Origin of the sequence: Neolewinella aurantiaca, from assembly GCF_008014675.1 — a bacterium.
Lineage (GTDB): Bacteria > Bacteroidota > Bacteroidia > Chitinophagales > Saprospiraceae > Neolewinella > Neolewinella aurantiaca.
In genome coordinates this window covers 1-23,825 of the sequence record NZ_VOXD01000031.1, presented here as the reverse complement: position 1 = coordinate 23,825, position 23,825 = coordinate 1, and the positions used below count along the sequence as shown (strand labels likewise).

At 53.6% G+C, this 23,825-nt stretch carries 15 protein-coding genes; 4 read left to right on the top strand and 11 right to left on the bottom strand.

Annotated features, from left to right (window positions below; genetic code table 11):
* Positions 1-149: 149 nt before the first annotated feature.
* Positions 150-1,058, top strand: a complete 909-nt coding sequence (locus FUA23_RS17245; protein ID WP_147932012.1) for a transcription antitermination protein NusB — start codon at positions 150-152, stop codon at positions 1,056-1,058.
* Between the two features lie 15 nt (positions 1,059-1,073).
* Here the strand turns inward: FUA23_RS17245 and FUA23_RS17240 are convergent, their stop codons facing one another.
* The 5 genes from FUA23_RS17240 to FUA23_RS17220 all read right to left on the bottom strand — a co-directional run bounded on the left by FUA23_RS17240 (position 1,074) and on the right by FUA23_RS17220 (position 9,536).
* Positions 1,074-4,964, bottom strand: a complete 3,891-nt coding sequence (locus FUA23_RS17240) for a hypothetical protein (RefSeq protein ID WP_147932011.1) — start codon at positions 4,962-4,964, stop codon at positions 1,074-1,076.
* A gap of 56 nt (positions 4,965-5,020) precedes the next feature.
* A complete protein-coding gene (locus FUA23_RS17235) occupies positions 5,021-5,941 on the bottom strand; it encodes an AAA family ATPase (RefSeq protein ID WP_147932010.1) in 921 nt (306 codons plus the stop codon).
* A 4-nt stretch (positions 5,942-5,945) separates the two neighbouring features.
* Positions 5,946-7,073, bottom strand: coding sequence for a hypothetical protein (locus FUA23_RS17230; RefSeq protein ID WP_147932009.1), 1,128 nt, complete (start codon positions 7,071-7,073; stop codon positions 5,946-5,948).
* 241 nt (positions 7,074-7,314) lie between these two features.
* Positions 7,315-8,877 (bottom strand): FAD-dependent oxidoreductase, encoded by a 1,563-nt coding sequence (locus FUA23_RS17225; protein WP_147932008.1) that lies wholly within the window; start codon positions 8,875-8,877, stop codon positions 7,315-7,317.
* Positions 8,878-9,071: 194 nt separating this feature from the next.
* Positions 9,072-9,536: a hypothetical protein gene (locus tag FUA23_RS17220; protein WP_246144316.1), complete on the bottom strand. Its 465-nt coding sequence runs from the start codon at positions 9,534-9,536 to the stop codon at positions 9,072-9,074.
* 162 nt (positions 9,537-9,698) lie between these two features.
* On the opposite strand from FUA23_RS17220, the gene FUA23_RS17215 reads away from it, so the two are divergent.
* Positions 9,699-10,625 (top strand): DUF58 domain-containing protein, encoded by a 927-nt coding sequence (locus FUA23_RS17215; protein ID WP_147932007.1) that lies wholly within the window; start codon positions 9,699-9,701, stop codon positions 10,623-10,625.
* An 85-nt stretch (positions 10,626-10,710) separates the two neighbouring features.
* Here FUA23_RS17215 and FUA23_RS22415 read toward each other — a convergent pair whose 3' ends face one another.
* Entirely contained in the window at positions 10,711-10,857 is a 147-nt protein-coding gene (locus tag FUA23_RS22415; protein WP_187271110.1) for a hypothetical protein, read from the bottom strand.
* 37 nt (positions 10,858-10,894) lie between these two features.
* Between FUA23_RS22415 and FUA23_RS17210 the strand changes: the two genes are divergently transcribed.
* Positions 10,895-13,153 carry a hypothetical protein gene (locus tag FUA23_RS17210; RefSeq protein WP_147932006.1) on the top strand — a complete coding sequence of 753 codons (2,259 nt, stop codon included), beginning with the start codon at positions 10,895-10,897 and terminating at the stop codon, positions 13,151-13,153.
* Positions 13,154-13,264: 111 nt separating this feature from the next.
* Here FUA23_RS17210 and FUA23_RS17205 read toward each other — a convergent pair whose 3' ends face one another.
* Positions 13,265-13,894: a hypothetical protein gene (locus tag FUA23_RS17205; protein WP_147932005.1), complete on the bottom strand. Its 630-nt coding sequence runs from the start codon at positions 13,892-13,894 to the stop codon at positions 13,265-13,267.
* A 442-nt stretch (positions 13,895-14,336) separates the two neighbouring features.
* On the opposite strand from FUA23_RS17205, the gene FUA23_RS17200 reads away from it, so the two are divergent.
* Positions 14,337-14,810, top strand: coding sequence for an Hsp20/alpha crystallin family protein (locus tag FUA23_RS17200; protein WP_147932004.1), 474 nt, complete (start codon positions 14,337-14,339; stop codon positions 14,808-14,810).
* Between the two features lie 90 nt (positions 14,811-14,900).
* Here the strand turns inward: FUA23_RS17200 and aroB are convergent, their stop codons facing one another.
* The 4 genes from aroB to FUA23_RS17180 form a co-directional block, all read right to left on the bottom strand.
* Positions 14,901-15,965, bottom strand: a complete 1,065-nt coding sequence (gene aroB / locus FUA23_RS17195) for a 3-dehydroquinate synthase (RefSeq protein WP_147932003.1) — start codon at positions 15,963-15,965, stop codon at positions 14,901-14,903.
* Between the two features lie 58 nt (positions 15,966-16,023).
* Positions 16,024-16,926 carry a leucine-rich repeat domain-containing protein gene (locus FUA23_RS17190; RefSeq protein WP_147932002.1) on the bottom strand — a complete coding sequence of 301 codons (903 nt, stop codon included), beginning with the start codon at positions 16,924-16,926 and terminating at the stop codon, positions 16,024-16,026.
* 103 nt (positions 16,927-17,029) lie between these two features.
* Complete coding sequence (locus FUA23_RS17185; RefSeq protein WP_147932001.1) at positions 17,030-21,406, bottom strand: alkaline phosphatase PhoX; 4,377 nt, start codon at positions 21,404-21,406, stop codon at positions 17,030-17,032.
* Between the two features lie 164 nt (positions 21,407-21,570).
* The gene (locus tag FUA23_RS17180; protein WP_147932000.1) at positions 21,571-23,388 is read right to left on the bottom strand and encodes a cytochrome-c peroxidase; all 1,818 of its coding nucleotides are present in this window, start codon (positions 23,386-23,388) and stop codon (positions 21,571-21,573) included.
* Between the last annotated feature and the right edge of the window lie 437 nt (positions 23,389-23,825).

Genomic DNA, 23,825 nt, shown 5'->3' with positions numbered 1-23,825 from the left:
AGGCACCTAAGAATCAGGGAGCAGCAAGTTGACATTCAACTTTCTGCTCCCTGATTTTTTACTTCCAGTTCCAAGTCTCCAAACTTTTTCGTTGCTTTGCACCCGAAAGCGCGTCTTAACCGTAGCTTCTCTTTGAAAACTTGCCCCTTATGCTCAGTCGTCGCAACGTTCGCATCAAAATCATGCAGGTCCTATACGCTGGTCAGCGGCAGGAGTTTGTAAGTCCCCGGGCTTACGATTCTCTCCTTATGGGCTTCGTTCGCACCTCCTTCCAACTTTACCTGCTCAACCTGCTCATCGTCCAGCGGGTCTGTGAATACACCAAGCACGACATCGCCACGCGGCGGGCGAAGCTCCGCCCTACCGCCGAAGACAAGGCCTTCAGCTCCATCCTGGCCGACAACCCTTCGGTCCGCTCTTTGACCGACAACGTTGAGCTTTCGCGCAAGTACGACGAATACGGCGTCCGCGGAATGGTCGATGCCGATCAGGTACAGTCACTGTACCGTGAATTCATCCAAACCGTTGAGTTCAAAAACTACCACTCGGAAAATGACATGGGGCGCGAGCCAACCATCGCTTTGTTACTGAAGCTCTACAAATGGCTCCAGAGCCACGAGCTCTTCCTCAACATGGTCGAAGATCACTTTCCACTCTGGAAGGAAGACAAAAGCCTCGTGGTAGGTGCCATCAAAAAAACCATCAAGGCTGCTCCGCTGGAGCAGAACTTCTTCCAGGCCTACGAGAGCCACGGCGAATCCATCGTAGACTTCGGGCGCCCTCTGCTCAAGTTCGTCGTCGATGCCGATGAGCAACTTCTTACTCGTATTAAGACAGTTCTCCAGAATTGGGACGCCGACCGCGTTGCGATCATCGATATGATCCTCATCAAAATGGCAATGGGCGAATTCCTCCAGTTTCCTAAGATCGCTCCCGAGGTAACCATGAACGAGTACGTCGACATCTCCAAGGTCTACTCTACCGACAAAAGCCGGGAGTTCGTCAACGGTGTACTCGACAACCTGCAAAAGGCGCTCGCCAAGGACGGACTGGTCTGATCTGAATTACCTGTTTCAATACTCTTCCTGTTGGTTCAGCGATTCCGCCAGGGCAACGAGGTATGCTTTTTCGGCAGCATACACCTCATCGCTTATTACCTCCAGAGCCAAGGATGCCTCCGACGTATTTTTACCTCTAAATGCTCCCGTACTCCAGGCCTGTCCGTTTAGAGACGGGTCGGTAAAGCGTTCTGTCAACGCTGCAACCCGTTCGTCCGCGCCCGCAACGTCAAGTTCACTGTAGCCTTTAGCCAAAAGATTTGCAAATTGGGAGAGCTGCGTCTGAAAAGAATACGCAGCGGTTCCTTGAATCAACTCAAGCTGTACCGCAGTTGTGTCTCCGGGGTTGAGCAGATCAGTGCCCTTAACGTAACCACCACTACGCTCCGCCAAAGTCCTCATTAAATTAGTTCGGAAGACCTGGAAAGAACTTGCCTGGTCGGTGATCGCCTGCGCCATAGCGAATGCACGGCTGTCGCCGGACTGCTGAATAAATGAGAGCAGTTCTCCGGACTTCATAGATTCAAATCTATCCGAAGCAGGATTTTCGCCGTAATCCGGTGCTCCCTGCGGCCTGTCATTCTGGTTTTCGCCCCCCTGTGGTGGCCGCACTTCCTGACTATTCCCTCTGGCCGTTGTGTCCTGTATTGCTTCTACCATCGTCCGTAAATTCACCGGCATCACCAGGGTCAGCGTATCGAAGTATTCACGGTTGGTCAGGTTCTCGATATTCTCCAGGATGGTAATGGCCCTTTGCAGTAGAGTATCCCTCTCCACGCGCAGGTCAGCTACGTTGGTTCCGTTGTCAAGTTTCCCGGTAGCCAGGAAGGTATCACTTCCCTCTTCAGGCAAAAACTCGAGGGTAGGAAACTCTTTTTGGATCTGATTTATCTGTCGCTTGGAAAACCGGTTGAGCGGATACTTTTCGTTGAGGGTTTTATGCAGACCGAGCAAAACAAGGCCATCCTGATGGATTAAATCGACCCACAACTTTTCGTCCGTTGCGATGGCCGGTAGTTCCTCGGGCAAGTCTTCTTCCAGCAAATCTCTGAAGGCGATCTCTTTATCGGAGGCTACGTCCAGATAGGCAGCATTGATCCGGTAAGCATTGTTATTGAAATAAGCGAGCTGTTCGTTTTTCTCGGCCAAAGGATAGGTGCCACCCCGCAGGTCCCGTGCTTCTTTCAGCAGACTGCTTATTGATCCCAACGCTGTAGCGTCGCTTATACCAATCTCACCGTCTTTTTCCCCAATGCTGGTTTCTGTTTGCTTCCAGAGGTCTACCGCCTCGTTATTGGTTTCCAGTGCTAAATCGTCAACCACACTCACTTCAGCCCACCAGGGTGGCGTCTGGCCTTCTTCAAGTTGTCGTTCAGGGGTGAGCATCGATAGAGCAAGAAGCGCCAGCCCTACCATAACCACCAGAATGCCCAGGAATCGTTTTCCTGCGGCAAGGTCCCACCATTCGCTTTCCTCTTTCTCCAGAAGGCGGTCCAAGCCTCCGGGACGAAAGACAGGGGGCGCATCGAACTTCGATTGCATCTCAGTTTCGGGTTCTTCTTTTCGCTGGGCAGCAAGTTCCAGATCATGGAGCTGATCGGTAGTGAAGAGCCCGGCCCGGATCATCTCGCGCAATGACTCTTTCTGGGGCGCGGACGCAGGTGCAAGGTGAAGTTGATGAACGGCCATGCTCGTTTGCCACTCCGTTTGGGCGAAGGATTCCCGAACAGGATCTTTCACGAGTTCTAACTCAGTCATGACCGCCCTGCGGGCTCTTTCTTCGTCGTACGTCGTTAACCGCTCCAGGAGGGCAAACCTCAGGTCGTGATCTGGCCGGTTGCCGGCCAGCCACGGAATCCGACTTAGCTGCAGGAGCCGGTCGTGGGTTACTTCAACGTCCAGCGCCCGTCCGATCGTGATGGTCAGGTTCCAGTCGGGGTTGCCCGTTACCGCGAGGCCACAAAGCCAACGCATCAGTTCCGGGTCTTCACGCAGGTATTCCTGGTGGTCGGCAACGGTTTCCCACGTCCGGTACCGGGCCGGAGGTTCGGGATTATACCGTTGCTGCAGGCTTCGCCACTTCACGAAGTCATCGGGTTCGAACTCTTCGGTTTCGTTCAGTTTCCGCAGGCCGTCGTCCAGACCACGCATCGTTATCGGGTAAAGCAACGCGCTACGGTACAGCAGTACTTCCTGGGCCGTCCAGTCTGCAGCGGGCTCGGTAGTTAGAATCAGGCGGCGCCCCCAACCGTTGAACCACCTGGCCTTTTCCGGTACCAGCCGTGGCTCACGGCTGGCGTAAACGTCTACCAGCCCGTGAGCATTACCCAGCACCAGCAGGCGGAACTGCTGATAACGATCGAACAAGCGGTCTGGTGACCAGCCCTGCGGATACTCATTGTTCCAGAAGCGTTCGAATTGCCCTTCGTGGTAGTACACCGTAATGGCTGCTTCCCGGCTGGAGAGAAAATCGATCAGCCGCTTGAGCAACAGATCTTGCTGATTGAATTCATCGTTGTGCGTAACGAGCACCAGGTAATCTGCCGGGCGGTTGAGGCTTCGTTCACGCCAGGTCGGGAAACCACCGCTGCTCACCGTTGCTTCGATGGTGGCCGCCCCGTCGAAGACCTGAACTTCGGATGCTTCCCGGACGCGCAGATGATCGGCTATGCGGTAGAAATCTGCCGGGACGCTGATCTGATCGTTACGGTTACGGTACGGAATGCTATAGGGTCCCTGATCGAAAACCGGGTAGGCTTCGGCTATCTCTTCGTCTGTTTTTTCGCGGCGGGCCTCCGTTTCACGGCGGTGTTTCCACCACAGTAAAGGCACCAGAATAAGGGCCAGCACAAACCATTTGCCCCACTTATAGGCCGATGACCGGCTGGCAAAAGAATGTGGTGTATCCTTTACGAGCGGATACCTTGCCAGCAAGGGCAGTTGATCGTCTTTAGGTACAACGAGTACTTCGGCGGATGCTGCGGTGTAACACAAGTCTATGTTCGCGAGGTCGCCCCGGATGGCCCTAACCTCGATGGTGGTACGCCCCTCACTGGTAAATTCATGGCGGACATTCACTCCCTGAATCCCGTGGTTTTCGATCCCCCAATCGTAAACGACACCGCGTTCCGGGTTCACGACAGAAAAGCCGTGCTTTGCCCCCACCGTTATGAGGCCGTTAGTGCCCCTTATCTCCGGCTTCCGTGGGGGATCCGAACACTGGACCACAAAAAGCAGGGTATCCGCAGCTTTCCGCTCCGGTAACTCAAGGTGAAGCCCTTCGAGAATAACCCTTAAACCCTCCCCCTGCACCAGCGGCCGCGCCATATCGAGGTCAAAATCACCCGATAAAAACACCGTTTCTCCGCTCGTGACATCTTCAACCCGCCACTGAAAGCCCGTCGAGTCGACATTCCTCAGTTTGCCTTTAGTCCGATTTTCCAGGCGCAGGGTGTCACCTTCGGTGAGGCGGATGTATTCATCATATACAGAGTCTGCTTTGGCATCGGGAAGGCCAATATTGATGGCGTATCGCTCACCATTCAGTGCTGGTGGTTTCGGATTGAAAAACCGGAATGCTCCGTAGGCCAGCAACGCAAGCAAAGGCAGTAATACCCAACGCCAGCTGCCCACCGAACTGGCTTTGGCCGCTGTCTTTTCTTCGCTTGCCCATTTCTGCTCCAGTTCAGCGACGTAGCGATCCCAAAAAGCATAAAAGTTGCGCTGTTCTTCCGGCCGCGACGCCACAAAGGGCGCCAGCAAATACTTCATTTCTCCGAACCGGCCAACGTAATTTGCTGCACGTTCGTGCACTACCTTACGCAGTTGCATCTCCCGCCCGGGGTCGAGCGAAAAACCAGCGGCGCGAAGTTGCCGGATGAGAGAAGTGAGAGGAAGAGGGAGCAAATTGGTACGTTGGTATTTTGGAGTGTTGGTGCATTAAAATTTCACGGGCTGACCGTTTAAATAAGCGTTCTTACGGCTTCCAGGTCCGCCTGGGTTTTCACCAAAAAGGAAAGGTTGTATTCCTGCAATCGCTTTTTCTCCGCTTCGCTCTTTGACGCATAATCCTGCATTTCCAGCAATTCAAGCCAGCCCAGCAGTTCCGCAGTAGCGGGCTTTTTACGGGGTGCCTTGGCGCGGGCATCGTAGAAGAATTTCAGCAACTCCTCGCGGGCCTGAGCCGTTGCTCCCGAAGCTTTGCCAAGATGTTTTTCCACGATGGTGCGCAATAAAGGATCGTCGTATTCCGGGAACTCGATGTGGAAGAACGCACAACGCCGCAGGAAAGCATCGGGGAGGTTTTTCTCCGAATTCGAAGTCATGATGACCACAATTGGCACTCCGTCCGATCCGGTCAGGTGTACATTGAGCTCACGAAGGAAAAAGCGCTGATTATCAATCTCATCAAGTACGTCGTTGGTGAAGTCCCGCGGAGCTTTGTCCACTTCATCGATAAGTACGACACAGCCCTCGGGGCGAGCAGACAGTTCTTCACTTACGGCAGCTGCTCCCTGCTGGGTTGGGTTACTCAAAGCGATCGCCCGGCCGAGTGCCCGCAGTTCGATATAGTTACTGATATCGGCCGTTTCCGAAGAACGCAGGTTGGCCGCCTGAAAGTGAGAAAGCGCGTCGTAAGTATAAAACAGATCGCGGGCCTGGCTGTTGGTTTTAGTGGAAAACAACAGGGGCTCGGCCCGGAAGCCGAAGTCTTTTTCCTGTTTATAGTGGTCGTTCAGAAACCAGGCCGCCCATTTGGCCAGCGAAGTTTTCCCCGTTCCTGGCTCACCGGTCAGCAGCAGTGGTCTTCGCAGATAGATCGCGCCCATCAGGGCTTCTTTCAGGCCGGGTGGCAGTACGTAGTCCTTCGGAGAAAATGCCATGGTTTTAATGTTTGGTGGCTAATGAAATGCCTTCGTTATATTGATCTATGAGTTGTTGTAGTTTAGCGACTACGTCGATCATGTCCATTGTGTTTCCGTCCGGAAAAATTGTGGGCGCAAACGCATCCGCAGTGGTTTGAGGCGGGAGCATCACTTCGTGGTGGGTAAACCAATTGGCCACATGGTCGTGGGAGACGGGCATAAGCTCTTCCAGAGCTTCCCCGAATTTACTGTTACTGATGGCAGCACTTACCTCCTTCTTTATTGTTGGCTTTTCGCGGGGATATTCCATCCCGAAGAAGAAATAAAACGACGGAGCATCTTCGGGCAAATCTGCCTTACAGAAAGTTTCATGCAGGTCGTGCAGTACTTCGGGCACCACGAGTTTGTTCCAGTTGTGGTGGTCTATCCTGACGGTGATGAAGACCGCATCATCTTTCGTCAGCGGCGAGAGTTTCGGGCTCGGCAACAGGTCGAGCAGCGTCTTTTGTTCCAAACCACTCTGATTGTTGATCGGGCTGATGAATTTTTCCATCAGGCTCTTGATCAGCAATATCTTGAACAGCCGCTTGTTCCCGCGTGGATCAGGTTTACAGTCGACCATGAAGCGCACCCTGCCCTTTCCCTCGACTTCGAGCGAACTGGCCTTCAGTTTCGGTCCGCCCAGTTCGAGGCCCAGCCGCTTCACGAAGTTTTCCATTTCCTGCCTGGTGTCGCCCTGCAGGTGATAAAAGAAAACCTTTTGTCCTGAGCCCTCGCTGAGGATATCGTCAAGTTCAAACTTTTCAGCTTGTACATCCCGGTTTACGCCCAGAGCATGGTAAGAAGGAATAGCCCTGAACTCGGCCACTCTGCTTTTGAGGGTATTCCCCAAATCGGCGGGACCGATCAGCGACACCAATTCGAGGGCACCGCGGGATAACTCCGCCAGATGTAACCGACGCCCCTCTTCTGAGCTGGTCATCTCAATCTCGTTGCTTTTCAGGTCTCGGTACTGCGCACGCAGCGCGATCATCTGGTCGTACACCTTGCTATCCGCCGATAGTACCTTCCCTGCCAGTTCATCGAAGAACTGCATGAAGCGAAGTTCGGCTATCAGTTTTTTCAGATCGCGCTTAAGGGCGGATAACATGGGTGGGAAATACTGGCTTGAGGGGCAAGATAGGGAAATTAACTCGGTAGGAGTTTCCACCATTAATCAGCGTCAGATTGTTAGAGATTATTTCCCGGCGAGTGTTTTTTTCGCAATACCAGCGGAAAGGGCAACAGCTTTGCTTCGCTCAAAAAACCGCCATCCTTTTATCAGTCAGGAACTGGCTCCTGCTGGCTTCCTGCTTTAAAATTAATTCCCTGACCTGAATGCACCAAAACCACTATCCGGCGAGCAAAGCGGCCCAGTCTGACGTTGTCAGAGCGCTATTCGCGGGCATCCTGCGTGCGTTCATCAACTCGCCGATGGCGGCAATGTCTGCATCTCGTTTTACGCCTAATGCGGCCTGACAGTGGTCACCTTTGAGGTAGAACGCGATGAAAGGTCCTTCGCCGGGCGTGCCGTCCAAAACGATTTCATCGTAATCCGTAGCGTGCCCGACGTAGCGTATGTTGGTTCCCTGCTGGTTGCTCCAGAAATACGGGACCATTGTATAAGCTTCGTTTGCGCCGGCCATATTACGGCCAGCAACCCTACCCTGCTGGGCAGCGACTTTCCAGTGTTCAATTCGTACGGCACCTTCCCGGTCCGGATAGCGTGCAATATCTCCTGCCACCCAAACACCTTCCGCGCTGGCTTCGAGGTGATTGTCCACTTTCACTCCTCCTTCGTTGGTGGCGGCCAGCCCGATCAGGTAACGCGTTTCAGGGATTACACCGATGCCAACCACTACAATTTCTGCTGCCAGTTCATCGCCGTTGTCCAGTTTCACTCCGGAGACGGTACCCTCACCAGTAATTTCCTCTACTTTACGGCCCAGTTGAAAGCGGACGCCTTCTGCTTCGTGAAGGCGCTGAATCCAGTCGCCAACTTTCTTACCGAAGGGGCCTTCAAACAAGGTTTCCTCGGGTGCAACCACGGTGATGTTTCCTCCCTGCTTACCGAGGCTCATGGCTGCTTCCAGCCCGATGAAACTCCCTCCGACGATGACCACCTTAGTTCCTTTACTTACCTTCCCACGAACCACTTCGGCGTCGGATGCACGCCGCATCAGGTGAACATTGTTCAGGGCACTTCCCGGAACATCCAACTGCCGCGGTCTTCCTCCGGTCGCCAGCAATACTTTTTTGTAAGTAAGCACATCCCCGCCAAGAATTGTGATGGTTTTATTTTCGACGTTCACCTCAGAGACGATGGTTCTTTCACGCAGGTCTACTCCCTGTTCGGCGTAGTATTTTTCGGAGCGCAGTGGCAAATCTGCCACATCTTTTCCTCCGTCCAGAAGAGCTTTACTGACGTGGGTACGATCATAAGGGGGAAGGTCTTCCCGCGTGAGTAGTACAATGGAACCATTCTGGTCAAATTCTCTGATTCCGTCTACGGCATTTGCGGCAGCAATACCTCCGCCTACTATGGCGTAATCAAAAAAAGTCTCGTAATCAGGCGCGGTCGAAGGTGCCGGGGAAGGTTTTGAGGCAGCATCCGGCTCATCGGAGAGATAAACAGCACCATCTCTGATTTCCACGGCAAAGGTCGTCAGTCCATCCATTCCCGGAGCTTCGAGTTGCTTGCCGTCACGAACGTCGAAACAAGCATGATGAAACGGGCAACGCAGGCGGTGCCCGCATAAGGCAGCGTTTTCCAACGGCAGCCCGAAGTGGCTGCATTTTGATTCCACAGCGTAAACGGTGCCTTCTACGTTAGTCAGTAAAACTTTCGTGCCGGCATGTTCGAGTTGGTGGGTGTGCCCCTCCGGAAGCTGAGATAAGGGTAGTACGTTGGTCATGACTGTTTATTGGACTGGTGTTCCCTTACAAGTCCGAGTCACCGGGAATGGTTCAGTACAATGACAGGTTCTTCCCGGTAACAGAGTCGCTCTCCGGTAAATTTCAGACCAAATTACGGCTCCGGGTTCCCCCCTTGAGCATTACCGTGCCGACGGGAGCCGTCGTAATAATCAGCTGCACGACCTCCCGGTCATCAACTCCCGATAACCTGCTGAACAAACGGGCTCAGCCCAACTCCCGTAACCTGGGCTTCTGCTTCCACCCGGTATTCCGATTCTGCATTACGGGTTTTCCGTGCAACCCAGGCCAGCCCTTTATATAAAAAGTTCTTGCTCCCGAAAACATCTACTTCGGACTGCATCGGCTCAAAGGGCAACGAGAAGGGTACTTCAACAATCTCTCCTTCAGCCGGTACCGGAATTTCATCGCGGATGATCAGCTCTCCAAGCATATATTCGTCCACAAGCTGCTCTTCCTCACGGCCTCGGGTATATTTTTCAATCAGGACCAACCGCAGACCCGAGACGGTCTGGGCGTTCTTACTGTACATCCGGATCTTTCCTTCCAGTGTACCTTGTTCTACCGAGAATTTTTCGGGCAGTACGAGTTCGAGTTTGACGCCCTCTATACCGAGCCATTGTTTCATTTTTCCTAACATAGGGTGGAAGTTAATACGTTGTGTACTTTCGCATCGTTGTTACTCGACGAACAAAGGAGGACCTTCGATGGTTGGTCCGTTAGTACTTTAGTTCGCCGGAGTGTTGGTGCGTTGGGCCAACAAACCAAAACACTAAAGCACCAACGAACCAACTACCCCCAAATGCAACTAATCGACAACGAACAAGTAAGAAACCTCGGTAATTTCGACCTCCTCGCCCGCCAGGTAGTGGAAGGATTCATCATCGGCCTCCACAAAAGCCCCTTCCACGGTTTCAGCGTAGAGTTTGCCGAGCACCGCATTTACAACCCCGGAGAACCAACCAAAAACATCGATTGGAAGGTTTTTGCCCGGACCGACAAGATGTACTCCAAGCGCTACGAAGAAGAAACCAATCTCAGGTGTCAGATCGTGATCGACACGAGCTCGTCGATGTTCTTCCCCGAAGTAACTAAGACCTCAGAAGATTTCGTCAACAAAATCAGGTTCAGCGCCCTCGCTGCAGCAAGCCTCATGAACCTGCTGATGAAACAACGTGATGCCTTCGGCCTCAGCTTTTTCGACGAAGCCGTTACCCTGCACACCCGCCCAAAATCAAGCACCACGCACTACCGCCTGATGCTGACCCACCTCCAAAATCTGGCCGATAACCCGACCCGCGACGTAAAAACAGGTACCGCCAATTCTCTCCACCAGATCGCAGACAGTATTCACCGCCGCTCGCTGGTCGTGATCTTCAGCGATATGTTCGATGATACCGAGAAAGAAGAAGAACTTTTCAGCGCGCTTCAGCACCTCAAACACGCCAAGCACGAAGTGGTCTTGTTCCACACTGTAGACAAGAAAAAAGAGATCGATTTCGAATTCGAAAACCGCCCCTACGAGTTTATCGACATGGAATCCGGCGATCGGGTAAAGCTTCAACCTAACCAGGTTAAAGAATACTACATCGAGCAGGTGGTTGCCTACAAAGAACGGCTGCGCCTGAAGTGCCTTCAGTATAATATCGACTACGTCGAAGCCGACATCAACGATGGCTTCCGGACGGTCCTTCAGGCCTATTTGGTGAAGAGAAACCGAATGGGGTAAAACTGAAAATCAGATTTAACGTAGTTTACACCGCCCCTGCTTCACCGCCTCAGAGGATTAAAGTATTCGAAACCACCGGTTGGTTTTATTCTGCAGCATCCTGCTGCAACAATTTGTAAACGGTGTAAAAGGCAACAATCAATAGGAGGATGATTACCGCCAGAACGATGTAGGCCGTAGCGTCGCCGTTGCCGCCGAGAATGGGAGGGAATTTAAGAAGCATATTGATCATACCGCAAAGATAAGATGCAGCCGTGTATCTTCGCCCCATGCGCTCACCCAGGCTCAACTCCACCCTGTCCGGCCTCCTCGTCTTTCTGGCGGCGGGCCTTCTCTTTTCGCTCTACTTCAAAGGTTTGATGTGGGAGCCCAACCTCCACGCTCCCACCTTTGGCGGCGATGGCCTCACCATTCATTACAACCTTCAGTACCATACGACCTACGGCGAAGGCGTCTACCTGGAGTCGCAATACTTCCCCCACCACGAGAGTATCTTCATGACCGACGCCCAGGCTCTGGTCGCCGTAGTCATGGCCGGCTTGAAACCGGTTTTCCCTGACATCGGGCAGTACGCAACTGGTATCTCCAACACACTCATATTCTGGAGTTCCCCCCTTGCGGTTCTTTTCCTTTTTTTCATTTTCCGGAGGATGGGCGTACGCTGGCCACTCGCTTTCTTATTCGGATGTGTCATCGCTATGATGTCGCCGCAGATTCTGCGGCAATTGGGCGGACAGTACACGCTCGGCTTCACCTTTCTATTACCAATGGTGGCCTGGTACCAGCTCGCCTACGAAAAAGGTAAACGATACTGGCTCAAAAGCCTCGCCGTTACCTTGATGATCATCCTCATCGGCCTAAACAACCCTTACCTCTACGCTGTCGCTTCGGCCTTATTGATGGGAGCTGCCGGAGTCGGCATTCTCTTCAAAATAACCGGCCTCGTCAGGCTCCCGTGGAACCAATTGTTGCAATGGGTCGCTGTATGCCTGGTCGCCACCTTTGCAATCGCAGCAACCCTGGCGGCTTTCGATCAGGTCGAAGACCGGGTGGAGGTCCCCTTCGGCTTCTTCCACAACATTGCCGCCTGGGGCGGCATGCTTACCGATGCTAATACCTTCAGCTATGACTTCCTCCGGCGGGTCTTGCCTGATCTGGATACGCCCCGGCGGGAAAACCAGATGTACCTCGGGCTGATCCCCGTTCTGTTAGGTCTTGCCCTGCCCTTTATCCTTCTCCTCCCTAAAGCGAGAAAGATTGTTGGATTAACACAGGTCCCTACCCTGCTGGTGTTGCTGGTCGGAACCCTGCCCTGTCTCATCCTCGGCTTCGGGCTGCCCTTCGTTTACTTTGAAGACTGGACGTACGATAACCTCGGAAGTCTGCTGCAATTCCGGGCGCCCGTTCGCTTCAGCTGGCCACTCTTTTACCTGCTGGCAATCGTTGCTGGTTATGTCTTACACCAACTCTACGAGCATTGGTCCGGGACCAAAAAGGTCTGGTTGCTCGCCATCCCCCTTCTTATCTGGGGCATCGACGCCCACCAGTTCCTGGCCGGCCACACTACAGGGAAGGCCGGTCCAAGTGCCTTCACCCCAACCTCCATTCAGGAAAAAAGTGATCTGGCCGATGAGCTTCGTATCGATACCTCCAGCTTCTCCTGCATTTACCTGCTCCCTACCGAGCAGGGATGGTCGGATAAAATCCATCAGGACGGGTCCTGGCGCAGCAATCATGATGGCTATAAATTATCCATTGCAACGGGATTGCCGCTCTTGAACGGAAAGCTTTCACGGGTTGGCCTCAATCGTGTTCTTCGCAGTTTACAGGTCGTAAGCCACTCCCTCATCGAAAAACCCGCCCTCGGGGAGCTCCCGGCGGGGAAAGACATCCTTTTACTGGCTTCCAACGAAAATGAACTCGACCCGCATGAAGCTCGCTTGCTGGGTACCGGCAAGCCCCTGTTCTCCAACGAAAAGGTAGAATTACGACGCGTTAGCCCGGCCGCTCTTCTGGCGCGCACGCAGGATGCCAGGAAAGTTGCCCGGCAAGACACCTCCGCCCTGGCAACTCCCCTCCTCCGGATACCCTTCGAGGAAAATACTCAGCACGCCTTCTTCGGCCAGGGAGCGGAGAAAGTCGCTCCCGGCTGGACCACTTTCCCTCTCCCGGCACTTCAGGATTCTACCCTCACCGACAGCCTCGAACTGAGTCTTTGGGTTTTTGCCGACAAGAGCCGGTTCGGAGGCCCTAAGTTCTACCTCCGCCAGCTAGACTCCGAGGGAAAACGAATCTCCGAACTCAAATTCTGGACCAACGAAACCTTCGATACCCAGAACGGATGGCTCCGCGTAGCTTTCAGTTTTAAGCCAGATCCCCTTCTCTCAAAACTCGAACTGGTCGGGCAGTATGAATTCCCTTACTTCATCGACGAACTCTGGCTCCGCAACGCGCGGACGAACGTTAGGCTTGCCGGAAAAAACGGAACCCTGATCTACAACAACTACATCATCAAAGAAGCCGGCTAGAGCTACACTGCACCAGGTGATGACATTAAACGATGCCCTTATGTGGGTACATCACGCTCCGGGAGGAACGGATAGGTCAACTCACCGAAGCCTCAGGATTTCCCCCTTGCATCATTCTTCTTCATCAGACACTAACCGAATCTCAGCATCAGGCAATGCTGCTTTGATCATCGCGATCAACTCAGGAATTGTCGTTGCTTTTTCCAGGTTAGCGTTGCTCAAAACCGTTGTGATTTTTGACAACGCTTCGTCGTAGGCTGCAAATTGCTTCTCGAGCAACTCCCTGTCTCCTGTGTGGTAGTACTCTCCTTCATCGTTCACTTCTACTTCAGAAAAATACTTCCCGAACAAATATTTTAGAATACGGCACAAGACTATGTGCCCTTCGGCACCAGCAAGTTGGGTTTTTGTAAAGCTATAATGCGCCAGCATATCATCACTCCAGTCGGTAAGATCCGGACGGAAGAGCGCCATCGGAGACAACGTCCGCCCATCGGGTCCAAAGCAGAGCATAGTTGACTCTGCCTTTTCGTGCACCTGAAAAGATATTCCCTGAGCCCTGAACTCCGTTGCTTGCTCGTCGATAAGCCGCAGGTAATCTTCGGGCACACCGTGCAGTACCCGGTCAACAATCTGGTAGTTCCACCCGGCGCTCTCACAGATATCCGCTACTTCGTGAATAAGCTCCGGAACGTGTTCCGGGGATGTAAGCCTGCCAGAATGATGTAACGTAAGACCCATTTGAGTTGTATTTTTTTCAAAACTGCTGTTTCCGAGCGGTTTGACTGCTCGCACAATCAGCCCCACTTTCAACACAATAATACATTCAAAAATACTAAAAACAAAATTTTGTTTATATTTTAAACAGCACGTTTACCTCCAAACAGACTAAATAAGTGGCTCCTTCTGAACCTCCTCCTCTGCGTAACTATCCGTAGCGTTGACTGACTCCATTGTAAAGTCTCCCCCGTTTTACCGCACTTTCAGCTCTTCTCTTTTCAGCCTTTTTCATGTCGGAACCAGCTAATCGTCCGTCAACACTTTGTTATATAAAAAATACAAAATCCGTCTTATAATCAGCACTTTATCTCCGAACATGGCCAAGGGGGAAATCCGTTGTAGCCATACAAGGTATTTTGAGTACCTGCTTAGTAAACTATCATTTTAACCAAATTACATCCCAATGAAAACCTTCACAGCCTTCCGGGGAATTACCCCTAACAATGTACGCAGTCGCTATTCCGACAGCATCTTCGAAGATCAACGCCAACGCCTGTTCGGCAATTCTACCATCAGCGGAGATTACGAACTGAGCATCCCGGGTGCCAACATCACTCAGTACGATGAGGACGAGCGCAATGGCTACCTCATAGAATTAGCTGCTCCTGGTTACGATAAAAACGATTTCAATATAAACGTACACAATGATGTACTGACCATCAGCGGAGAATTGGGTGAAGACCGCGTTCGCACCCGTGATTCTTTCCACCGTCAGGAATACAACTACCATACTTTCAGTCGTAGCTGGAACCTTCCGGAGTCTGTTGATGAAGACAATATCACCGCAAACTACCGGAACGGCCTGCTTGAAGTCTTCATTCCCGTCATGAAGCCTGCTGAGGAGACAAAAACTCCCCGCCGCATCGCCGTCGGTTAATAAAAATAGTAGATTAGTGGTTATCTGGCCCGCCGTTCAACATTGAACTGCGGGCTTTTTTCGGGCTGATGCCTCCCTTTCAGCACTCCGCTATGCATGCGCCAGTCCGTTGTAGTACCGTATTGCTTCTACAATCAGTTCTTCTTCGGCAGTAGCATTGATGCGGGCTTTGCCGGCGGCAGAAAGTAAAGTGAAATTCACGCGGTGATCCTCATTTTTTTTGTCCTGCTGCATCAGCGCCAGCAACTCTGGCAGAGAATCCTCGGGGATGGATTGATGACCGTACATACTGAGGCAGTAATCGGTAATTTCCCTGAGTTCATCTGAGCTCAACGCTTCGAGTTGAGTACTGAGCCACGATTCCATAATCATGCCCGCGGCGACGGCCTCTCCGTGAAACAAACGAAGATCAGTCTCCAGCCAGTAAGACTCGATCGCGTGCCCGATCGTATGGCCAAAGTTGAGGGCTTTCCGCAGCCCTTTCTCAAAGGGATCTTCGAGAACAATCTCCCGCTTGATGTTTACACTGGAAGGTATGATCGTTTCCCAATCTACAGTACTCAGGTCTGTTATCGTTTTGATCTTGTCCCATTGATCCCGGTCGGCGATGAGACCGTGCTTTATGATTTCACCGTACCCCGAGCGTATTTCCCGCAACGGCAGGGTTTCCAGAAATACCGGATCTATCCAGACAGCGATCGGATCGTTGAACACCCCGATACTGTTTTTGACCTGGTTGAAATCGATCCCCAGTTTGCCGCCTACGGAACTGTCTACCATTGAGAGCAGAGTTGTTGGAATCTGAAGAAAATCGATACCTCTTTTGTAGGTAGAGCTTACGAATCCGGCCATATCTTCCAGCACTCCGCCCCCCAGGCAAATGGCACACCAGCGACGGCCCACTCCGGCCGCAAACAAGTCCTCCCACATGTCCTGACAGGTTTCTAGGTTCTTGTTCAACTCTCCTTCGGGCACGACGATTACGGGCGTGTCTTCGGGCAGAAACTCCTCAATACGGGGTAAACAAAGCTCCGCAGTGTTTTCATCGGCAAAAAGCACCCAACCGGCATAGTTCTTCGATGAAAGCCAGTCGAAGTTGGCCTGGCTGATTGTTCCGATTTGGATTTCGTATTTATTGGCTACGGATAAGATCATGCGGCGAAGGTAAGATTTAGGTCAGAGGTAACCTGCGCCCCAGGGGCGCGTAATTCTGTCAAAATACGACCCGGCAGTCAGGCAGCGCAGCTGTGATGCGCTTCTGCTCAGCCTCCGGAATAGGGTTACCCGTCAGTATTAGTGTCTTTAATTGCCCTAACCCCGAAAGGTCTTCGGGCAATGCGACAAGTTTGTTTCCGGCCAGCACCAAAAGTCGCAAATTCCGCAAACGGCTCAGTTCAGCGGGCAGGTTCTCCAGTTCATTACCGGTCAGCAACAGGCTGCGCAAACTTTTCATCTTCCCGAATGAGGCCGGTACTTCTTGCAGAAAGTTGAACTCGAGGTTGAGCGTTTCCAGCTTTCTGAGGGAACTCCAGTTATCCGGGAGCGCTCTTAGCTGATTGTAGCCCAGGTCGATGTCCGTAATCCTGCGCAACCCCCGCATGTCTTCCGGAAGGCGACTGATCTGGTTGCTGCGCGCTTCAATGGCTGTCAGGTCATGCAGGTTCGTGAGCGCCACCGGTAGTTTGGTCAGTGAATTTCCGCTCACCCGCAAATAGCTCAGAGCTTTCAGTTGCCCTAATTCTGCGGGGAGTTCCTGAAGTTCGTTTTCGCTTACGTTGAGGCTTTTCAGAGCAACAAGTTCAGCAATTTCTGCCGGCAGGTAGTGCAAGCCATTACCTTGCAGGTTCAAGGTTTCCAGGCGTTTAAGGTTGTTCAGAGCGGGACTCCATCGGGTGAGATTATTCCCCATCAGATTTAGAAAAACTAACGACTCCAACTCCCCGATTCCTGCGGGTAGAGAGAATAGTTTTTGGTCCCGCAGGCTCAGTTGCTGCGCGGCTTCCGGGGCCGCCTGCGCCGTTGTCACGTCATCGTATACGGGCACGTCGTTATTCGCATACTGGGCGCGGACGCAGGTGCAAAGTAAGGTGGCAAGGCAAAGTAAGACTGCTCTCATGGTTAAAATGTTGAAAACCCGGACGCGCAGGGCTGCGCGTCCGGGTTAATAAAAGTGTAGGTCCGGCTCTGGCTCAACACCACACTTTCAATCAGTGTATCGATTACTTCGTCAGACGAATCATACGATGGGTAGCTTCGCCGTCAAGCGTAACTTTCAGCACCACAACCTGGCCCTGTACCGCCAGATCAGCAGTATCGTAAGACCAGATGCCAGTACCAGCAATTCCGTCCACTACGCCAATGTCTGCCAGCAAGCGGCCAGTAAGGTCGAAGAGCTGGAAGGTGATTTTCTTGCCGGCAGTCTCTTCCATACGGATGTTGATCTTACCCGCAGTAGGGTTAGGGAAAACAGCAAGGTTTGTTCCCTGACCAACCGGATCGTTGCTGCTTACTGGGCGCATCACTTCGATATAGCTCGTCTTGGCTTCAGTAGTACCAGATCCCGCGCGGTTACCCGTCACGAGAGACACAGCGTAGGTGCCAGGCTCGGTGTAGGTTACAGTAGGCATCTCTACGTTGGAAGTCGCTGGGCTACCACCCTCGAAGATCCAGTCCCAGCTTGTTGGGTTGTTGGTACTCAGGTCAAAGAAGGTAACGTCGGCGTTGGTAGCCACCATTACGTTGTTGGCCGTAAAGTCAGTTACCGGCGCTGGCTCGATTACCTCGATGTATGCTTCTTCCACTACAGAAACCTCGCCCTGGGCGTTGGCCACTTCAAGGCTTACGGTGTAAAAACCCAATCCGTTGTAAGTCACATCGACTTGCTCTGCGTCAGAAACTGCCGGTACACCGCCATCGAACACCCAACGGCGTTCTTCAACGCCGTTTTCAGATACATCGCTGAACGAGACGCTTTCTCCCTGCACCACCACGCGGCGGTCTGCTTCGAAAGCAATCACGGGGGGCTGCTCGCCAAGGTACTCGCTGCGCGAGAAGATGATCGTGGTGGAAGCGTTGAAGGTTACTTCGTTGCCGGTAGCATCCAGCTGTGGCTGGTTGGTACCCGCAGGGTGCTGTACGCTGAAGAAGCCGTATTTGTAGTCGGGCGTAAAGGTCAGGCCCGTCAGTTCTGCGCCTACGGGTGCACTGGCGAACAGCTCTACCATCGGTGCTTCCTGAGTGTGCCCCGGACGTACCAGCCAGATGTAGTTCAGACCGCCGTCCTGAAGTACCCACAGGTTACCCTGATCGTCGAAAGTAAGGTTGTCGTTACCGGTCCGCCACGGCTCGGTGAAGACTCCGTTTTCGGTGTTCAGTACGTAGCTGGCTCCACCAACGAAAGTTTCGAAGTCGGTTACGCCTGCATCACCGTCGGTGAAGCGGTAAACACGACCGTGGCCCTTGGAAGTAAAGTAAATCTGCCCGGTAAGAGGAGAAAATTCAAGGTCTTCCACACCGTTGAAGTTGGTAGCGCCCATTGCAACCGCAAGGGCCCGGGTGTTGTTGCGGTCCTCCTCCGTGGTGTTCGGGATCTCGATCCAGGTACCGGCGGTACCGGTTGGCTCGCCGCCAACAAGCGGTTCGCTGAGCTGGAGGGCGTAGAGTTTACCAGAGCTCAGGTCACGCGGGTTATCGGCAACGAACTTGAACACGGCGCTCGACCCTCCGTCTTCGCCGGTGAAGAGAGTACGCTCGTCGTTGAGGACTACCGCGTTTTCGTGGCTGATGCGACCAGCAGCCCACAGTTTCTCCTGTTTGCCGTTGCCGTACTCTACCACTTTAGCGGTTACCGGATCGATTTCAATCAGCCAGCCAACATCAGTGTAACCATCGTTATTCGCATCGGTGTTGTTGCGGCTTTCTTCGGCGGTGATGACCGTACCCCAGGGGGTGATGCCACCGGAACAGTTGCGGACGGTTGTTACCAGGTCATCGTTGTAAAGATCAACGGCCTGAGAGCTGTCGACTACCCAGAGGTTTGTATCAGCATCGTAATGAAGGCCAAGCATAGAAACTCCTCCCGGGCTGGTTTCGTGGTTGATGCTCAGGTAGCCCGCCGTGCTGCTGGTGTTATTCAGCGGCACAAAGCCGGTAAAGTCGTGCAGGCCGGGGATGGTACCTCCGCCGATGCTGTACGTACCGCCCTGTTTATGGATGGCCTGAAAGCGGTGGCTGCCAGCAGGAAGAATGAGGTTCGGTGTCTCAGCCGTAGGCGTGATCGAGGTGAAACAGGCGATATGGCCTTCGTTGCCGTCTTCACAGCCGAGTGCCGGAGGGTTCACCACCGGAGCGGCATCCAGTTCGAGGTCAAAAACAAGGTCTGAGCTGTTCAGTGAAAACTGGTGTACTTCAACAGCAATGGTGTTTACGCCGTCGCGGAATTGCTCCGGGTAAAGGTTTACACCAAAGTAATTCGTTTCGTCCGATCCTTCCACACGGGTTGCCGCGGTAGTCAGGTAATCAACGTCGCCGTCGGGCATATTGCTGCGCGCTACTTCTACTCCGTTCAGGTAGACGATCGCGCCGTCGTCGCGGCGTAGCGACAGTTGTACACTGTCCGGCAGGGTCGTGAGGTCAATGTCAATCTCACGGCGGAAGTAAGTGGTAACGAATTTGTTTTCCGGATCGGTTCCGAAGCTGAGTTCGGTAGCTACGTCACCTCCGTAGCCGAGGGGACCTTGCCCCGCCAGCCATGAATCATCGGTGATCGCATAGCCGGTGTCTTTCCAGTCCTGATCGTCCAGCGAGGTCCCGTTGTCCAGGTAATGCCACTCTGTTCCGCGGGTAAGCGGGAAGCTCGCTGGCGAAAGCGGTGGGAAGGTGAAGCCCAGCGCCAGGTCGAAGCTGAGGTCTGAACTGGACGCAGTAGCCTGGTGCAGCTCAACGGCAATTACGTTGCGGTCATTCGTCAGCAGGTTGGCTATTTTTTCGCGGTAGTAGGTGTTTTCATCGTCGGACCCAACGGTTCCTGAAGCCAGATCGCCGAAAACCACATCGCCCGCAGGCATGTTCTGGCGGAATACCTCCGTACCGTTCAGGTAAACGATCACGCCGTCGTCGCGCAGCACGTCGAACAGTAAACTGTCGTACTGGCTGGCGTTTTCAACCTCAAAGGTGTGGCGGAAGTAAGTCGTGACGTGCTTGTTCTGCTCGTCAGAGCCGTAGCCGAGGGTAGTGATTTCGCCGTTACCTCCATAACCGAGTATAGCATCACCAAAAGACCAGGCAGCGTCGTCGTAGTCCAGGCTGGTCCAGTCAACGGTATCCAGGGCGATGCCCTGGTCCAGGAACTTCCAGGAAGAGCCCGCCGCGACGGGGAAGCCGCCATCCTCGAACGTAACGGGAGGGAAGTAAGAAACCACAAGCTTCGGACTGGCATCGGTGTCGCCGTCGTAGCTCTCAGCTACCCGCTTACCGGTGTTTCCGGTATAACCGGGAATGCTCAAAACAACGGGGTCTACCATTCCGATCAACAGGGCGTTACCGGAGCGCCAGTTCCCGAGGGAAAATACCTGCTCGAGGGAAGAAGAAAGGTCTGCAGAGCGCTGGTCCGGTCCGGCTTCGCCGACGGTGCTCCAGTCGGGGATGTTGTTCCAGAAAACGGGCAGGTCGAAGTCGGGGCTGGTAGGATCGTAAGTAGCCGTTAGCGGAGCGGCGTTGCCGCTCTGGTCGAACAGGATCATCGCGTCTACGTCACCACCGATGCTGGACTCGTCGACGGCGAACTGAATGTACGAGCTGGTGATCTCCGAACCGGAAGGAATCGTTACGCCGGGGAAGCGCAGCGAAATAACCTGCGGGGCGTTCTCAGTCGTAATCTCGAGATCGGAGCTGGTGATGTCGTTGGCACCACTGCTCACGTTGGTTTCCACATCGTCGCTGCTGTCTCCCAGGGTGAAGGTGGCGGTTACCATTTCCACGTACTCGACTACGAGCATTGGGGCACTGTCGGAAGCACCGTCAAACGCTTCGGCGGTACGCTCTCCCGTTCCGGTCATTACAAGACCGAGTGCGTTGCCGGCGGCCCAACCGTCACGATCGACGATGGCCTGCACCAAAGCAGAAATGTCCGGCGTGCGCTGGTCGTCGCCAGCGTCTCCCGCTGCCGTCCAGTCTGGAATATCAGACCAGGTGATGGTATCAGACAGCAAGGCTCGCCCGGAGATGTTGCCCAGTACTTCCTGGTAAGCGAGGGCATTATCGGTATCCTCCGCCTGAATAAATACAGTACCGTCGGCATTTACAGTTTCGTCGACGGTGAATTGCACGTAAGCATTGATGATGCGTGCGTTTTGCGGAACCTGCAGTCCGTTGAAGCGCATGCCGACGAACTGATCGCCGTCGCTGCCGTCGTTCACAAGCTCGAGGTCGGTACTGGTAAGGTCGATAACGCCGGGCGAACTGCTGTTTAGGCCACGCTCCTCGGCATCATCAGAAGAAGACGTTATACGTACAGAAGTAGTAACGACCTGTGCGTTGAGGGCGCCGCAAAGACAGCACAACAGTAGTAGTAAATAATTGCTAAAGGTTGATCTCATAGTAATGGAAGTTGAATCTTTTAGAAACTTCCGCGAAGGTCTTTAGCAAGTATTATTTGTTCATTAGCCCCCCGTTAATCCAATGTTGGGCGTGTTAATTCTATTTTACGCCCTACGGTTCCTCTAACTTACACCGCACCTGCGGCCGCGCCCTTAATGGAAAATTAACGGGATGGTAATATCGGATCGGACAAACTTTCCATAAACGCTACCAAATCTGCCTTTTCCTGATGGCTGAGCAGGAGTGAATCGGGCGGCAATGTCTGGTTCGGTACGTCGAGACCAATGCCCTGCCCCCCTCCGTGGTCGTAAAAACCGACCACCAGCTCCAGGGTTTTGTAGGCGCCGTTGTGAAAGTATGGTGCAGTCAGGGCGGCATTGCGAACGGTCGGCGTTTTGAAGGAGCGATCATAGATCCACACGCCGTCATGGTGGATGCCACCGGCACTCCTCCCCTGGTCGGGGTCGAGTTCCTTGCGCAGGCGGTGGGGCGAGGAAAGCACGCCGAGAATTTCGGTTTCGTTCTCCAGATATGCCGGCGGAACCAGGCCGGAAAAGGTCGGTGCAAAGTGGCAGGTTCCGCAAGCCGCTTTCCCCATAAACAGGTTAAACCCCCGCTTTGCGGCAGCGGGAAAATCTGCAGTTTCTCCGCGAATATACCGGTCAAAAGGACTGTTGAACGACCGCAGGGAAAGCACGTAGGAGGCCAGTGCCGAGCTGAAACCATCGCGGTCAATGACCTTTGTGCCGAGCGCTTCGCGCACCAGCTTCCGGTAGTCTTTTTCACCGTTTATTTTCCGCAGTATTTCAGCGTATGCCGTGCCAAATTCGGCCCCTTCGAAGATGACGTGCTCGGCCTGTTGCTCGAGGGTAAACGCGCGCAAATCGTAGAAGAACCGATCGGCATAAACAGCATTGATCAGGGTAGGCGCATTCCGCTGCAGGGTTTCACCGGCGCGGCTGCTCAACGATTTGGGCTGCCCGTCGGTAAAAGCCAGTTCGGGCTGGTGGCAGCTGGCACAGCTCAGCTTACTGTCGGCGCTCAGCGTCGCATCGTAAAACAGCCGCCTGCCCAGGCGGCGCAGGGCATCGCTGTCTTCTTCGGCGGTCATTTCCGTGAACGCATAAGGGTTCAGGAAGCCATCATTGAACATCGACCGGGCCGAAGGCCGGATGGCTGTCAGGTTACCCGACGGGGCTGCTGGAGGCAGTGTTTCCGCCCAGCCCGTCAGGCTGGCAAGGAGAGGCTCGGTCACTTCGCGTACGAAGCGCAGCCGGTCGAAGGTGTCGAAATCGTCGTTTTGGCTGAGCATCTCCAGGCCTTCATTCAGGTGGGCGCGGACGCGGGTGCCGTGGGAGGTTGAAGTGCCGGCCGATTCCAAAGCATCGCCTATAGCTTTCAGCACCACTTTTGCCTCGGCAAGGGCATTCACCGATCCGGGCGTATCAAAGCCCGTAAGGCCAAGGGTTGGCAGCGCTATCGTTGCCGCGCGGGCAGCGGCCAGCAGTTCCGGCAGATCGTAGGTACGGGTTGCCACCTCCGGCAATAATTGCCGGGAACTGACCAGTAAAGCCTTGCTTACAATCGCCAGGCTGGCGGCATCCGGTGCTTCCGCAAAGGCTCCTTCGTCCAGCACCTGTAAGCCTTCGGGCAGCACGACCTCCGCCCGCGTTCCTGACCGTTTTGCTTTCAGCAACGGTGCCCCGTTAAAATGCTTGGCGGCAAAACCCGGGTGATCGTATTCCACCAGCCAGGCTACGCGTTTGTAGGCCATGCGGGCCGCTGTTACACTATTGCGCAACTCATCCGCACCGGCCGTTTTGGCCCTGAAAGCTTCTCCCGTTTCGGCCAGTGCCCGGGCGCGCTCCACAAACAACTGATAATCATCTGCGGGTCGGTAACCGGCAGTCGGTTCCGGTCGGGGAGCGAAAGCAACCAGCGAAAAAAAACAAATCAGCAAAAAGGCAGTACGTAGCAACATAACCGCAAAAGTGCCGTCAGTGGGTTACCTGAATGTAGCGGCCTTGTTACGGAAAGGATAAGTTTTAAACTGTGGGGAACGGGGACGACTATGCTCGCTAACGCTCGTAACCTCATCCCCAGCCCTTCTCCAGGGGAGAAAGGGAGAAGGTCCAACACTTCAGGTGTCACTTCCAATTACCGAAGCACCCCATTGTCAGAATCTCAGATTCTACCAGTTTTATATCAGCCGATACAGGTGTGTATCACGAGATGCACGGATCCCCCTCTCCCCCGGCCCCCAGGGCTAACGCATACTATAAAATTAATCTAGCTGGGATTGTTTTCCGTTATTGAGTCATGCAAAATAAGGAAACGACCAATCTCCCCCTTGATCCATTACCTGGAGTCGATCAGATTCCTGACCCAAGAAACGCTTGTTTGGTTCACCATCCACTT

What these genes read in the sequence shown, in the direction of transcription:
- FUA23_RS17245 (WP_147932012.1), top strand. Translation starts at nt 150, where the DNA reads ATGCTCAGTCGTCGCAACGTTCGCATCAAAATCATGCAGGTCCTATAC.
- FUA23_RS17235 (WP_147932010.1), bottom strand. Translation starts at nt 5,941, where the DNA reads ATGGCATTTTCTCCGAAGGACTACGTACTGCCACCCGGCCTGAAAGAA.
- FUA23_RS17230 (WP_147932009.1), bottom strand. Translation starts at nt 7,073, where the DNA reads ATGTTATCCGCCCTTAAGCGCGATCTGAAAAAACTGATAGCCGAACTT.
- FUA23_RS17225 (WP_147932008.1), bottom strand. Translation starts at nt 8,877, where the DNA reads ATGACCAACGTACTACCCTTATCTCAGCTTCCGGAGGGGCACACCCAC.
- FUA23_RS17220 (WP_246144316.1), bottom strand. Translation starts at nt 9,536, where the DNA reads ATGTTAGGAAAAATGAAACAATGGCTCGGTATAGAGGGCGTCAAACTC.
- FUA23_RS17215 (WP_147932007.1), top strand. Translation starts at nt 9,699, where the DNA reads ATGCAACTAATCGACAACGAACAAGTAAGAAACCTCGGTAATTTCGAC.
- FUA23_RS22415 (WP_187271110.1), bottom strand. Translation starts at nt 10,857, where the DNA reads ATGATCAATATGCTTCTTAAATTCCCTCCCATTCTCGGCGGCAACGGC.
- FUA23_RS17210 (WP_147932006.1), top strand. Translation starts at nt 10,895, where the DNA reads ATGCGCTCACCCAGGCTCAACTCCACCCTGTCCGGCCTCCTCGTCTTT.
- FUA23_RS17205 (WP_147932005.1), bottom strand. Translation starts at nt 13,894, where the DNA reads ATGGGTCTTACGTTACATCATTCTGGCAGGCTTACATCCCCGGAACAC.
- FUA23_RS17200 (WP_147932004.1), top strand. Translation starts at nt 14,337, where the DNA reads ATGAAAACCTTCACAGCCTTCCGGGGAATTACCCCTAACAATGTACGC.
- aroB (WP_147932003.1), bottom strand. Translation starts at nt 15,965, where the DNA reads ATGATCTTATCCGTAGCCAATAAATACGAAATCCAAATCGGAACAATC.
- FUA23_RS17190 (WP_147932002.1), bottom strand. Translation starts at nt 16,926, where the DNA reads ATGAGAGCAGTCTTACTTTGCCTTGCCACCTTACTTTGCACCTGCGTC.
- FUA23_RS17185 (WP_147932001.1), bottom strand. Translation starts at nt 21,406, where the DNA reads ATGAGATCAACCTTTAGCAATTATTTACTACTACTGTTGTGCTGTCTT.
- FUA23_RS17180 (WP_147932000.1), bottom strand. Translation starts at nt 23,388, where the DNA reads ATGTTGCTACGTACTGCCTTTTTGCTGATTTGTTTTTTTTCGCTGGTT.